At 70.1% G+C, this 13,453-nt stretch carries 11 protein-coding genes; 6 read left to right on the top strand and 5 right to left on the bottom strand.

All coding sequences use genetic code 11. From position 1 onward, the window contains the following. Positions 1-24: 24 nt before the first annotated feature. From ACH5AF_RS31405 to ACH5AF_RS31395, 3 genes are all read left to right on the top strand, one after another. Complete coding sequence (locus ACH5AF_RS31405) at positions 25-810, top strand: hypothetical protein (protein WP_398906378.1); 786 nt, start codon at positions 25-27, stop codon at positions 808-810. Positions 811-950: 140 nt separating this feature from the next. Then, positions 951-1,172: a hypothetical protein gene (locus ACH5AF_RS31400; protein ID WP_398906377.1), complete on the top strand. Its 222-nt coding sequence runs from the start codon at positions 951-953 to the stop codon at positions 1,170-1,172. A 136-nt stretch (positions 1,173-1,308) separates the two neighbouring features. After that, positions 1,309-2,703: a Mucin-2 gene (locus tag ACH5AF_RS31395; RefSeq protein ID WP_398906375.1), complete on the top strand. Its 1,395-nt coding sequence runs from the start codon at positions 1,309-1,311 to the stop codon at positions 2,701-2,703. 183 nt (positions 2,704-2,886) lie between these two features. On the opposite strand, the gene ACH5AF_RS31390 is transcribed toward ACH5AF_RS31395, so the two are convergent. Genes ACH5AF_RS31390 through ACH5AF_RS31380 form a run of 3 tightly spaced genes read right to left on the bottom strand, consistent with a single transcriptional unit; the run spans position 2,887 to position 6,515 of the window. Then, a complete protein-coding gene (locus ACH5AF_RS31390) occupies positions 2,887-4,110 on the bottom strand; it encodes a tyrosine-type recombinase/integrase (protein ID WP_398906374.1) in 1,224 nt (407 codons plus the stop codon). Next, positions 4,049-5,287 (bottom strand): hypothetical protein, encoded by a 1,239-nt coding sequence (locus ACH5AF_RS31385; RefSeq protein WP_398906372.1) that lies wholly within the window; start codon positions 5,285-5,287, stop codon positions 4,049-4,051. Before ACH5AF_RS31385 ends, ACH5AF_RS31390 begins: the two co-directional genes overlap by 62 nt. 13 nt (positions 5,288-5,300) lie before the next feature. Continuing rightward, a complete protein-coding gene (locus tag ACH5AF_RS31380; RefSeq protein ID WP_398906371.1) occupies positions 5,301-6,515 on the bottom strand; it encodes a tyrosine-type recombinase/integrase in 1,215 nt (404 codons plus the stop codon). 246 nt (positions 6,516-6,761) lie between these two features. On the opposite strand from ACH5AF_RS31380, the gene ACH5AF_RS31375 reads away from it, so the two are divergent. The 3 genes from ACH5AF_RS31375 (at position 6,762) to ACH5AF_RS31365 (ending at position 10,474) form a co-directional block, all read left to right on the top strand. Continuing rightward, positions 6,762-7,601: a TIM barrel protein gene (locus tag ACH5AF_RS31375; protein ID WP_398906369.1), complete on the top strand. Its 840-nt coding sequence runs from the start codon at positions 6,762-6,764 to the stop codon at positions 7,599-7,601. Positions 7,602-7,634: 33 nt separating this feature from the next. Then, positions 7,635-8,549 carry a 2-hydroxy-3-oxopropionate reductase gene (locus tag ACH5AF_RS31370; RefSeq protein ID WP_398906368.1) on the top strand — a complete coding sequence of 305 codons (915 nt, stop codon included), beginning with the start codon at positions 7,635-7,637 and terminating at the stop codon, positions 8,547-8,549. 467 nt (positions 8,550-9,016) lie between these two features. Continuing rightward, on the top strand, positions 9,017-10,474 hold the full coding sequence (locus ACH5AF_RS31365) for a catalase (protein ID WP_398906366.1): 1,458 nt from the start codon (positions 9,017-9,019) through the stop codon (positions 10,472-10,474). Positions 10,475-10,981: 507 nt separating this feature from the next. Here the strand turns inward: ACH5AF_RS31365 and ACH5AF_RS31360 are convergent. Both ACH5AF_RS31360 and gcl read right to left on the bottom strand, forming a co-directional pair. Beyond that, positions 10,982-11,560, bottom strand: a complete 579-nt coding sequence (locus ACH5AF_RS31360) for a YdeI family protein (RefSeq protein WP_398906365.1) — start codon at positions 11,558-11,560, stop codon at positions 10,982-10,984. Between the two features lie 86 nt (positions 11,561-11,646). Next, positions 11,647-13,434 (bottom strand): glyoxylate carboligase, encoded by a 1,788-nt coding sequence (gene gcl / locus ACH5AF_RS31355; RefSeq protein ID WP_398906363.1) that lies wholly within the window; start codon positions 13,432-13,434, stop codon positions 11,647-11,649. Positions 13,435-13,453 lie beyond the last annotated feature (19 nt).

Genomic DNA, 13,453 nt, shown 5'->3' with positions numbered 1-13,453 from the left:
CCACCAGCAGTGAGGAGCAGGACCATGGCGAATCCGACCACCCGGGGGCGTGGTGCCGCGTCGGCGGGGCATCGCACGATGGCGGCCGCCGCGCGGGCGGCGGCCAAGAGGACCGAGCGGGTCAGGACCGGTGCGGGCGGCTCCTCGGACGGTCCTGACGGTTCGGGCCTGGCGGCGGCCTCCCGTGCGGTGCCTCTCACCGAGGTCCCGGCGGAGGCCCCGGACGACGTCTCGCAGGCGCGCAGGCCCGAGGAGCAGCACGTCGGGCGGGTGCTGGTGGCCGCGGAGGTCACGCGGGGCCGCCGGCTCACACGCGGCCGGGTGTGCGCCGCGCTGGCACTGCTGCTGGTGGCGGCCCTGGTCGCGTCCGGGGTGCTGGGACTGGAGTACGCCCGGGGCAGCGGTGCCGACGCCGCGCGGACCGAGGCGCTGGCGGCGGCCCGCAAGGCGGCACCGGCGGTGCTGTCGTACGACCACCGGCGGCTCGACAAGGACTTCGCGGAGGCGCGCACCTGGCTGACCGGCTCCTTCCGTGACGAGTACGGCAGGACCACGAAGACGGTGGTCGCGCCGACGGCGAAGAAGTACCGCGGCACGGTGAAGGCGTCGGTGGTACGCCCGCCGGACGGCGGCGCCCCGGCCGCGTCGGTGGTGTCGGCGTCGCCGGACAAGGTCGTCGTCCTGCTGTTCGTCAACCAGGTCACCACCAGCACCCAGGTCACGGGCTCGCGTGTCGACCTGAACCGGGTGCGGATGACGATGACGCGTACGGACACCGGCTGGAAGGTGAGTGCCGTCGACGCTCTGTAGGGGCGTCGGGCCCTGATCCGTGCGACACGGGCCCTCCCTTCCCCGGCCCGTGTCCGACGGACCTTCCCCTCCCCGTCTCCCCCACCCTCTTTCGCACCCCGTCCCCTTCTCTGTACTAACGCGGTTGCTGGGGGTGCCCGATGACGAGCATCGAGCAGGTCGCGACGCTGGCGACGTTCGGGGCGGTGTGCACAGTCCTCGCGGTCGGGCACAACTTGGCAGATCACGTGATCGGTCAGACCGACCGGCAGGCCGCGGGCAAGGCCGCGCCGTCGGCGACGGATGTCGCCGACGGCGTGAACCCTCGCAAGGGCTGGGGTGCGTGCCTGGCTCACGTCGCTTCTGTTGGGCTGGTGACCTAGGAGACCTCCCCTCGGTAGGCATCTGTGCTGGTCAAAGCCTCAAGAACCGGTGCAACGGTGGTCGACAGATGTCGTGTATGGCATACGAGATCATGGGCGTGGACCGATCGGGGAAGACACAGGGGGTAGAGGAATCATGGTGGCGTTTCACGCATCCGCGCTGGACGGAGTGGCCCGAAATCCGGCGCTGCCGGAGTCGCTGCTGCTGCGCCTGCTCGCCTTCGGGGCAGACGGTGACCGTCCGCCCCGTGACGTTCTTCACCGGCCCGGACTCCCCGAGTCGGCCGTCGCGCTGATCATGGCCCACCCGAACCCGGGGGCCCGGATCGATTTCGCCATGAGTGCCATGGCGGAGCCTGCACAGCGGGCTCGGCTCGCGGACGATCCTTCTCCCAAGGTGCGGGCAGCTCTCGCATATGGACCCGAGGTGTACGATCCGCGCGCAAAGGTCGCGCCGCTCCCGGATGCCGTGGGCGCCCGCCTGCTCGACGACCCCGATCATTCCGTACGCGCGGCCCTGCTGGAGTCGCCTCATCTGGCGCCATCGTTCGTGGCATCGATGGCCACTCATCACCGTGCGGCAGCGCGCCGGGAAGCCGTGCGTGCATGGGAGGCCCTGTCGGCGGGCGAGCGGTCGGCACTGCTGGCCGACCCCGACCCCGAGGTGCGGCGGGCCGCCGAGCTGCAGGAGTGCCGACGGGACGCCCGCGTGACCGCCGAACTCCTCCGCGACCCGAAGTCCGCCGCCGAGGCGCTGCGCCGCGGACTCCTTGACCGTGCCGGCGCCGAGCGGTGCGTCGCCGAGCGGACGCACCTGACCTCCCTCGCCGAGAACCCGTCGCTGCCCGCCGACCTCGTAGAGCGGCTCGCCGTAGACCCCGAGGAGGCCGTACGGCTCGCCGTCTCCCTTCGGCCCGAGCTGGACGAGACGCGGCGCATGGCCATCGACTTCACGGCCGGGGACCTCGACAGGGGCGACGGCGTGCGGTGGGTACGGGATGGGCTCGCCGACCCCGAGGTAATGCGCCGGGCCGCGACCTCCGCTCACCCGCTGCTCCAGCGCGCCGCCGCCCGAAGCCCCCATCTGCCGCCTGACCTGCTGCGCCTGCTTGCACGCGTCGAGGACCCGGTGGTGGAGAACCTCCTGGGCATTCACCACCCCGACACTCCGGAGGAGGTCCTGATGCGGGTGTTTGCGCGGTTGGGTGGGACGTTCTCCGCCTGGATGGCGGAGACGCACCCTCGGTTCCCCCGCGAGGGCCTAGCCACCCGCTACGCGAACCACCCCGACGGGAACTACCGCCGACTGGCCGTACGGGATCCGGCCGCCACGCCGGAACTGATCGAACGGCTCAGCCACGACCCCGTTGTCTGGACGCGTCAGGCGGCGGCCCGCGACCCGCGCCTCCCGTTCCACCGGCTCCGCGAGGCCCTCCTCGTCCCCGAACTGGCATCCAGCGCGGGTGCCAACCCGGCGCTCCCCGAGGACGAGATGGCCGCCGTCCTGGACCGGGCTGGCGTTTCCGCCTGACCGCCGGGCGGAACCTCTCAGCGGTCACGCACGCGTTCTTCGATCGCCGGTGGCCAGCCAGGTGGCTCCTGGAGCACTGCGGGTCGAAGGGCTTCGCGGAGCTCAAGGCGGCCGGGATGAACGGCATGTATTTGACCGATCAGGCCCTGCATCAGACCGCTCTGCTGGTGTCTGCGTTGCTCATCACTGTGTTGTGAGAGGGGGCCGGGGATGAGGAAGTCCCAGGTCAACGGTCCCGACTCGCTGGAAGCGGCTGGTCTGCTCGCGTTTGCTGCGCAGGAAGTTGAGCGTCAATTCGATTCCTTCGATCTCGCCCTGCCAGTCCTCGGCGAGGGCCCGCTTGCGGCGGGCCAGGAGGTCCTCCTCGATCTCGTTGAGGCGGGGCAGCATCTTGGGGTTGATGCTGAGCATCGGGCAGCGGATGCAGGCGTGCTCGTGTGCGCAGGGGGTTCCGTAGGGCCGGCCGCAGGAGCCGAGCTCGATGCGGCGCTTGTCGAAGTGCTCCTGGAAGTCGGTCCACTCCTCCGGGGTGGGGTCCCGGTACTCCTCCTTCGGCCGTTCGGCCCGGCGCCGGGCGAGGAACTGGTGGTAGTTGCTGATCACGTCCTCGTCGAAGACCGCGACGTAGCCGCGGGTGGTTCGGATATCCAGGTGGCCGAGCAGAGCGGCGCCGATGTGGATCGGCAGGCCGTTGTTGACCAGCTCGGTGGCGAAGAGCCTTCGGAAGTCGTGGGGTGCGAACCTGATGTCCTTGAACTGCGGGTGTGTCAGTGCGAGTTCGTCGCATGCTCTGCCGATCAGGCGCCAGACGGTGATGCTGGCCATGCCGCGCTGAGTGCCGCCGTGGAAGTTCTGGAACAGGTAGGGCAGCGGTTCGCTCCAGGTCCTCTCGTGGTTGTCGTAGCGGACGCAGACCGGGACGGTGCCGTGCTCGTTGCGGTGGCGCCGGATGATCTGAGCGACCACGTGGAAGAGCTCGGCGGACATGGGAATGATCCGTTCGCGGTCGCTCTTCGAGGGTGTGACGACGAGCAGAGCCACGACCTCGCCGTTGGGCCGCTGGTACTGCCGGACGCTGAGATGCGTCAGCTCGATCAGTTCCTCGGCCCGCAGGCCCGCCAGCCGCAGGGTCTCCACAATGGCCCACTGCCAAAAGGCATAACCCTCGTCCCGCGAGACGTGGACCAGTTCGCCGGTGGCGCGGTTCACCGCGCGGACCGGCGGGCGGTTGTGCCGCTGGTCCATGGTCGAGACGCGCAGCCAGGTGACGCCCTCGGCAGCGAACTCCTCGCCGATCTCGACCGTGAGGGCGGCGTCCAGCAGGGTCCGCAGGCGGTGCCACCTGTCATTGACGTACTTGGAGAGAATCGGCAGGAGGGGCTGGCGGTCGCGGGTGCGGTTGGCCATGCGTTCTTGCAGGCGGCGTCGGCGGACCTGGAACCATCGCAGGTCGGCGTCGCGGATCGGGCAGGGGGCGACCCACTTCGCCCAGCGTTCCGGCTCGGCGGCGGCCCAGCTTTGCAGGTCGAGGTACGGCCATCAGTGGCCCGTCGACGTCAAGCCGTGGCTTGCCGTCGGGCAGGACCATCAGCCATTCCTTCCACTGCGTGAACGTCTCCTCCGTCAGCTTCAGGTCCTTCTGGTCGGGGTTGATCTTCTCGATCTGTTTCCAGAAGGTCCTGATCAGGAGGTTCGTCAGTCCTCGCAGGGTGGAGTAGTCCAGGTTCGCCGAGCGGCGGCGGATGTACTCGACCAGCAGGTCTCTCATCTCGCGGTTGTGGAGCTGGTGGCGGTCGACGGCTTCCTCGACGGAGACCTGCCCGCGGGTGACGGCGCCGCGCAGGCTGCGGGGAGCCGACGCGGGGAAGTGGCCCATCTCGTGCAGGATCGGCCAGGCCAGGGTGCCGGCGAAGCTGGTCGTATCCCCGGCCAACTCGTGCTTGCGGGACTCGACGGCGTAGTGCAGCAGGGCCTCGGGGGTCAAGTCCTTCAGGTCGATGCCGAAGACGGTCAACGCGCAGCAGACGTCGAACTTGGTCCGCGTTCGGCGGGCCTGGCTCATGGGCAGCTGGTCGGCCCGTCGGCAGAACTCCTCCAGCAAGGGGTCCTGGGCGACTCCGCGGAACCAGGGCGAGTAGTGGGAGAAGCGGTTGCTGCGGAAGCCCAGCAGGGTGGGACGCACCAGTCGCAGGGCGAACGCCTGGCCGGCCGCGCAGTTCAGCTTCATGCGCAGGGGCCTGTTGTCGCCGGCGGCGTCCCCGACGGGTCGTCCCTCGTCGTGGCCGGAGGCTTCCCATCGCTCCTGCCACGTGTCTCCGGGGAAGGCAGCGAGGTGGCCGAGGAAGGCCCGCATGGGGCCTCGCTGCTTCCATTTCAGGGCCTCGGACTGGGAGAAGTGATCAGCCGCGATGTTGGCGATGTCCTCCGCCGGCGCTGTGCTGAAGTCGCCCAACGAGCGGGGCGGCCGGGACGGCGGCGGAGGCGGGGCCGGGAGGATCGCGGTCGGCTTGTAAATGCCGTCCAGAACAGGCGCCTCGGCGTCGTGGCGGCGGACCCGGTTCGTCGTCGGGCCCTTCAGTCGCATGCTGTTTCCGACCTCACTGCCCGGCACCGAACACCGCCTCAATGTCGTCTGCGGCGTACTGGGTCGGCCACGACACCGGCTGAACCGGCCGTGCGTAGTAGGCCCCGAGCTTGTCCAGCAGGTCGTCCAGGCCGACGGCCGTGTAGAGCTCGGTGGTGCTGATATGCGCATGGCGCAAGATCGTCTGTACTTCGTGCAGCTTCAGCTCCGGATCGCGGGCCATTCGCTTCGCGGCCGTGTGCCGAAGGTCGTGCAGGGTCCAGTTCGCCCCGAGAACCTCGCAGGCCCGCTGGAAAACGCGGCGGGCCGCCCAGTAGGTCAGCGGCCGGGGCTCGCCCCGGCGGGTCCGCCAGACCGGCACCCCTTCCGGCGGCAGCCCATCCTCCTCCAGGTAAGCGGCCAGGTAGGCCAACCCCTCCGGGGAGGTCGGGACCGGCTGCCGGGCCCGAGTGCCCTTGGAGATCACCCAGAGCTGGCCCTTGGTCCACTCGATGTCTCCGAGGCCGACTCCCAGCAGCTCGGACGCCCGCGAGGCGGAGGCGAGGTAGTTCGACAACAGTGCCTTGTCCCGGACGCACTTCATCTGTGCGAACAACCCGTCCCATTGGTCATCGGGGATAGACCGCGGATGCCGGACCGGCACCTTCGGCCGCAGCCGGGCCCGCCGGTGCTGCTTGCGGACCTCCAACGGCGAACGGTGGGCCAGCGCGGCCCGGCGGGCCGCGCTCTCCGGGACTGGGTTGACCACCGGCCCGCGACCGAAGGGCTGGTGGAAGGCGTAGAAGCCGTGGACCACCGTCAGGTTGTGGGCGATCGTCGACGGCGCGTATCCGGCCCGCAGGGTGGGCTTGCCCGTCTTCGGGTTCACGGACCCGGCCGGGTGGCTGCCGGGGTGCCGTCGTTCGCGCTGAGGGTTGCGGGCATGCCGCAGCCAGCCCACCAGGGCGGCGGTCTCGGCCTCGGTGACCTGTCCCCATCCCACGTCCAGGGCCCAAAGCACCCGGTGCCACCGCAGCAGGTCGTAGCCGTAGCTCCGGCAGGTCGCCGTACTGGCGTCGCCGAGCATCCGGTCCCGCAGGTAGGCGCTGACCGGCTCGATCTCACGGCCTGCGGCGTCGACCACCAGCCACGGCAGCGACGGTGTCGTACCCGCGACCACAGCCCCGACCCGTGGCAGCCGTACCCGCCCGTCAATCAGATCTCGATGAAGCGAAGGAGTCTCGTGCATCCCAGCATGCTCACCAAACACGCCCCCCGAGGCGACCAGTTCAACCAGATAGTGCAGTTAACAGACCACCTCTCGCACCCTCCCCACCCGCGCCTCCGGGCCGGGACGGCACAGGCTCACCGGCCATGCCGTCCCCGCTCGGGGGCGCTTTTTTGCGTGTGCGTCTTGACAGCTCAGACCCTCACTGGCCAGAATTCCATTAAGCAGAAAGAAACTTCCGCAATACGGAAGGAGCGCACAGCCCTCATGGGATACGCGGACCAGCGCTTCGATGTGAACCTCTCGATCCTCTTCACGGAGCTCCCGCTTCTGGAGCGCCCTGCGGCAGCCGCCGCAGCGGGCTTCACGGCGGTCGAGCTGTGGTGGCCCTGGATCGAGACCCCCACCCCGGCGCAGGCGCAGCTCGACGCCCTCAAGAAGGCGCTCGACGACGCCGGCACCCAGCTGGTGGGCCTCAACTTCTACGCCGGGCAGCTGCCGGGCCCCGACCGCGGCGCGCTCTCCGTGCCGGGTGAGGAGTCCGACCGCTTCCGGGCCAACATCGAGGTGGCCGCCGACTTCGCCGCCTCGGTGGGCTGCAAGGCGCTCAACGCGCTCTACGGCAACCGCGTCGAGGGCGTGGACCCACAGGTCCAGGACGCACTCGCGCTGGAGAACCTGGTCCTCGCGGCCCGCGCGGCCGACCGCATCGGCGCGATCCTGCTCGTCGAGACCCTGAACAAGCCGGAGTCGCCGCTCTACCCGCTGGTGAGCGCGCCCGCCGCGATCGAGGTCGTCAACAAGGTGAACGCGGCGACGGGCCTCGGCAACGCCAAGTTCCTCCTGGACATCTACCACCTGTCCATGAACGGCGAGGACGTCTCGCGGGTCATCGCCGCCTACGCCGACAAGACCGGCCACGTCCAGATCGCCGACAACCCGGGCCGCGGCGCGCCGGGCACCGGCTCACTCCCGCTGGAGCAGCTCCTCGACGAGTTGCAGAAGGCCGGGTACGAGGGCTGGGTCGGCCTGGAGTACAAGGCCGGCGACCGCCCGAGCGCCGAGTCGTTCGACTGGCTGCCGGCGGCGGCCCGAGCGGCCAACTGACCCACCTGCAAGCGTTTTGAGAGAGGTACCCTCATGAGCACTCTTGCTGATTCCTCCCGCCCCACCCGCCCGGCGGTTGCCTGGATCGGACTCGGCATCATGGGCTCCCCCATGTCCGAGAACCTGCTGAAGGCCGGTTACCAGGTCACCGGCTTCACGCTGGAGCAGGACAAGCTGGAACGCCTGGCCGCTGCCGGCGGCACCGCGGCCTCCTCGATCGCCGACGCGGTCCGTGACGCGGACGTCGTGATCACCATGGTGCCGGCGTCGCCCCAGGTCGAGGCGATCTCCTACGGCCCCGAGGGCATCCTGGAGAACGCGAAGCCGGGCGCGCTGTTGATCGACATGTCCTCGATCACCCCGCAGACCTCGATCGACCTGGCAAAGGCCGCCGCCGACAAGGGCATCCGCGTCCTCGACGCCCCGGTCTCCGGCGGCGAGGCGGGGGCCATCGAGGCGGTGCTGTCCATCATGGTCGGTGGCGACAAGGCGGACTTCGAGACCGCCAAGCCGATCCTGGAGGCTCTCGGCAGGACCATCGTGCTGTGCGGCCCGCACGGCTCCGGCCAGACGGTGAAGGCCGCCAACCAGCTGATCGTCGCGGTCAACATCCAGGCGTGCGCCGAGGCCGTGGTCTTCCTGGAGAAGTCCGGCGTGGACCTTGCCGCGGCCCTGGACGTCCTCAACGGCGGTCTGGCCGGCTCGACCGTGCTGACCCGCAAGAAGGACAACTTCCTGAACCGGGACTTCAGGCCGGGCTTCCGGATCGACCTCCATCACAAGGACATGGGCATCGTCACCGACGCCGCCCGGAACGTGGGCGCCGCCCTGCCCGTCGGCGCGGTCGTGGCCCAACTGGTCGCCTCCCTGCGCGCCCAGGGCGACGGCGGCCTGGACCACTCGGCCCTGCTGCGCGCCGTCGAGCGCCTCTCGGGTCGCGAGGTCTGACGAGCGACCCACCCCGGAACACAGGCCACGAGCCGCCACCCCGTGATCAGCCACCCAACGGGCAGCACCCACCGGAGCCCCCGCCCAGGCCGACCACGGCCCGGGTCGCCGGCCCAGGCTGCTCACGGCCCCGCAAACCCCGGGCCCACCCCCTGATCAGCCACCCACCGGGCAGCAACCACCGAAGCCCCCGGCCCAGGCCGACCACGGCCCCGCAAACCCCGGGCCCACCCCCTGATCAGCCACCCACCGGGCAGCAACCACCGAAGCCCCCGGCCCAGGCCGGCCACGGCCCCGCAAACTTCCGGTCGGCACCGGCGCTGACACCTGTCCTGTCGCGCCCAGGCGTCGGCGCCGACCGGAACACCACCCATCCACCACTTTCAACAAACTGTTGACGCTTCCTCCGCCGCGTACCTACGCTCCTCGGACCGTCAGCCAGTGCAGCTCCCGTACGGAAGGTCACGATGTCGAAGCGCGTGCTTACGACCGAGTCCGGCGCCCCCGTCGCCGACAACCAGAACTCCGCCACCGCCGGCGTCGGTGGCCCGCTGCTCCTGCAGGACCAGCACCTGCTGGAGAAGCTCGCCCGCTTCAACCGTGAGCGCATCCCGGAGCGCGTGGTCCACGCGCGTGGCAGCGGCGCGTACGGCTACTTCGAGGTGACCGACGACGTCACCGGCTGGACGAAGGCCGACTTCCTGTCCGAGGTGGGCAAGCGCACCGAGACCTTCCTGCGCTTCTCGACCGTGGCCGACTCGCTGGGCGGCGCCGACGCGGTCCGCGACCCGCGCGGCTTCGCGGTGAAGTTCTACACCGAAGAGGGCAACTACGACCTCGTCGGCAACAACACCCCCGTGTTCTTCATCAAGGACCCGATCAAGTTCCCCGACTTCATCCACTCGCAGAAGCGCGACCCCTTCACGGGTCGTCAGGAGCCGGACAGTGTCTGGGACTTCTGGGCGCACGCCCCGGAGGCGACGCACCAGGTGACGTGGCTGATGGGCGACCGCGGCATCCCCGCCTCGTACCGTCACATGAACGGCTACGGCTCCCACACCTACCAGTGGACCAACGAGGCGGGCGAAGCCTTCTTCGTGAAGTACCACTTCAAGACCAACCAGGGCATCCGCTGCCTGTCCTCCGAGCAGGCTACCGAGCTGGTCGGCCAGGACGCCAACTCCCACCAGACGGACCTGTTGCAGGCCATCGAGCGCGGTGTGAACCCGTCGTGGACGCTCTACGTCCAGGTCATGCCGGCGGCGGAGGCGGCCGAGTACCGCTTCAACCCGTTCGACCTGACCAAGGTCTGGCCGCACAGCGACTACCCGCTGCGGCGCGTGGGCCGTCTCGTCCTCGACCGCAACCCGGACAACGTCTTCGCCGAGGTCGAGCAGGCCGCGTTCTCCCCGAACAACTTCGTGCCCGGCATCGGCCCGTCCCCGGACAAGATGCTCCAGGGCCGCCTCTTCGCCTACGCGGACGCCCACCGCTACCGTCTCGGCGTCAACCACACCCAGCTGCCGGTGAACGCCCCCAAGGCGACCGTGGCGGAGAACTACGGCCGTGACGGCCTGATGGCCACGCGCAACGGCTCGCGCCACGACAAGAACTACGAGCCCAATTCGTACGCGGGCCCCGCCCAGACGGACGCGGCGCTGTCCGCACCGCTGGCCGTCACCGGCTGGATCGGCACCCACGCGGCGCCCGCGCACGTCAAGGACGACGACTTCTTCCAGGCGGGCGAGCTCTACCGCCTGATGTCGGAGGAGGAGAAGCAGCGCCTGGTCGCGAACATCGCCGGCGGCCTGTCCCAGGTCACCCGCGACGACGTGATCGAGAAGAACCTAGCCCACTTCCACGCCGCCGACGCCGACTACGGCAAGCGCGTGGAGGAGGCGGTCCGCGCCCTGCGCGAGGACTAGTCGAGGACTGGTCACAGACGGCGTACCGCGGTCGACCTCATGTCGGCGGCGGTACGCGGTCCGGACCGGTGGCCCGGATGAGGGGTGGTCACCGGTGCGGACAGCTTGAGGACCGCGGCGGCCTTGCGATGCCAGTGCGGTGGTGAAGGCACCGGTCTCCCTCTCCGACCTGACGTGAGGAGGGCCGGCGGCCAATCGCCCCACCGCGGTCCCCGGCCAACCCCAAGGACCCGCCCGGCGGCGCGAACGACCGTCCCCGACGCCGCGCTCGCACCCTGATGCTCAGGCTTCGGGCTGCGACCCCACCCGGACTCCGCCCGGCGGCGCGAACGTCCTGTCGCGCCGACCTCGCACCGTCGGGCGGCATCAACTGCACAGACGGAGCGCCTGATCCGGTACGGTCCCGGACCACGCGCTGGGGGACCAGGGTCCGGCCTTCGCACAGAGGCCGGACCCTGTTCCGCATGCGGGCACGCCCGGCGCTCAGCTCGCCCTCTCACCCGGCGCTCAGCCCGCCCTCGCGCCCGCCGCGAGCGCTCCGACCGTCCGCTCCAGGCGGGCCCTGCGAGTGTGGTCCGTCCTCGCCTTCAGCAGACCGAGGACCACCTGATACCTGTCCGACCTGCCGAGGCTCTCGAAGGCCTCGCGGGCCCGCGGGTTCTCCCGCAGTGCGGCGGCCAGGTCGGGTGGCACCTCGGCCTCGCGCTGCGACGCGTACGCGGCCTCCCAGCGGCCGTCCGCCTCGGCCGCGGCGACCTCCGCGAGCCCCGGCTCCCGCATCCGGCCGGCGGCCGTCAGCTCGGCCACCCGCTTGACGTTCACCCGGGACCAGCTGCTCCGCGGCCGTCGCGGGGTGATCTTCTGCAGATAGCGGACCTCGTCGCACGAGCGCCGCAGCCCGGTGATCCAACCGAAGCAGAGCGCCGCGTCCTTGACGTCGCCCGCGCTCGGGGAGGGCACCCCGGACCCCTTCTTCGCGAGCGCGACCCAGAGGCCGGGCGCCGTCCCGTGGTTCTCCTCCAGCCACGCCTCCAGCTCCGGCAGCCCGGCGAACGCGAGCAGCGGCAGTCCGTCCATCATGTCCATCCGGTCACGCTAGCGCCCGGGTACGACAAGGCCCGGTCCGCGCGGTGCGGACCGGGCCCTGCGGTACTGCGGATACTGGGCGAAGGTCAGACCTTCAGGGGCTTGATCGCGGTCGGGGCGTGGCCGGGCTCGGTGGCGAGCTCCTCGAACTCGGTCACGTCGCTCATGTCGACGGTCTTGCTCATCGAGATGTTGGTGACGCGCTCCAGGATGGCCTCGACGACCACCGGGACGCTGTATTCGGCGGCGAGCTTCTTGGCCTCCTCGAAGGCGGCGCCCAGCTCGTTCGGGTCGGTGACGCGGATCGCCTTGCACCCGAGGCCCTCGACGACCTTGACGTGGTCGACGCCGTAGACGCCGATCTCGGGGGTGTTGATGTTCTCGAACTCCAGGTTGACCTGGAAGTTGATGTCCAGGCCGATCTGCGCCTGACGGATCAGGCCCAGGTAGGCGTTGTTCACCAGGACGTGGACGTACGGGATCTTGTGCTGCGCACCGACCGCCAGCTCCTCCAGCATGAACTGGAAGTCGTAGTCGCCGGAGAGCGCGACGATCGGGGTCTCCGGGTCGGCGGTGGCGGCGCCCAGAGCGGCCGGGATGGTCCAGCCGAGCGGGCCGGCCTGGCCGCAGTTGATCCAGTGGCGCGGCTTGTAGACGTGCAGCATCTGCGCGCCGGCGATCTGGGAGAGGCCGATGGTGGTGACGTAGCGGGTCTCCGGACCGAACGCCTTGTTCATCTCCTCGTAGACGCGCTGCGGCTTCATGGGGATGTTGTCGAAGTGCGTACGGCGCAGCAGCGTGGCCTTGCGCTCCTGCGCGGAGGCGGCCCACTCGCTGAAGTCGGGCAGCCTGCCCTCGGCCTCGAGGTCCTTCGCCACCTCGATGAAGAGCTCCAGGGCGGCCTTGGCGTCGGAGGCGAAGCCGTAGTCCGGGGCGAAGATCTTGCCGATCTGGGTGGGCTCGATGTCGACGTGGACGAACTTCCGGCCCTTGGTGTAGGCGTCGAGGTTGTAACCGGTGTGACGGTTGGCCCAGCGGTTGCCGATGCCGAGGACGAAGTCCGACTCGAGGAAGGTCGCGTTGCCGTAGCGGTGCGAGGTCTGCACACCGACCATGCCGGCGCTCAGCTCGTGGTCGTCCGGGATGATGCCCCAGCCCATGAGGGTGGAGATGACCGGGACGCCGGTCAGCTCGGCGAACTCGACCAGCAGGTCGGAGGCGTCGGCGTTGATGATGCCGCCGCCGGCGACGATCAGCGGGCGCTCGGACTCCAGCAGGAACCGGATGGCCTTCTCGGCCTGGGCGCGGGTGGCCTGCGGCTTGTAGACCGGCAGCGGCTCGTACGTCTCCGGGTCGAAGTCGATCTCGGTCTGCTGGACGTCGATCGGCAGGTCGACGAGGACCGGGCCGGGACGGCCGGAGCGCATCAGGTGGAAGGCCTCCTGGAAAACGCCGGGGACCTGGGCGGCCTCCAGGACGGTGGTGGCCTTCTTGGTGACCGGCCCCGCGATCGCGGCGATGTCGACGGCCTGGAAGTCCTCCTTGTGGAGCTTCGAGACCGGCGCCTGGCCGGTGATGCACAGGATCGGGATCGAGTCGGCGATCGCGGAGTACAGGCCCGTGATCATGTCGGTGCCGGCCGGGCCGGAGGTACCGACGCAGACACCGATGTTGCCCGCGTCGGCACGGGTGTAGCCCTCGGCCATGTGCGAGGCGCCCTCGACGTGACGCGCGAGCGTGTGGTCGATGCCACCGCCCTCTTTGAGCGCCCTGTAGAACGGGTTGATCGCGGCGCCCGGCACTCCGAACGCGTGGGTGACGCCTTCACGCTTGAGGATCTCAACGGCCGCTCGGGCGGCGGTCATACGAGGCATGGGGTGCTCCTGCTCCGGC

This window comes from Streptomyces sp. NPDC018833, assembly GCF_044390825.1.
Taxonomy (GTDB): domain Bacteria; phylum Actinomycetota; class Actinomycetes; order Streptomycetales; family Streptomycetaceae; genus Streptomyces.
This window is presented reverse-complemented; position numbering and strand designations above follow the sequence as displayed.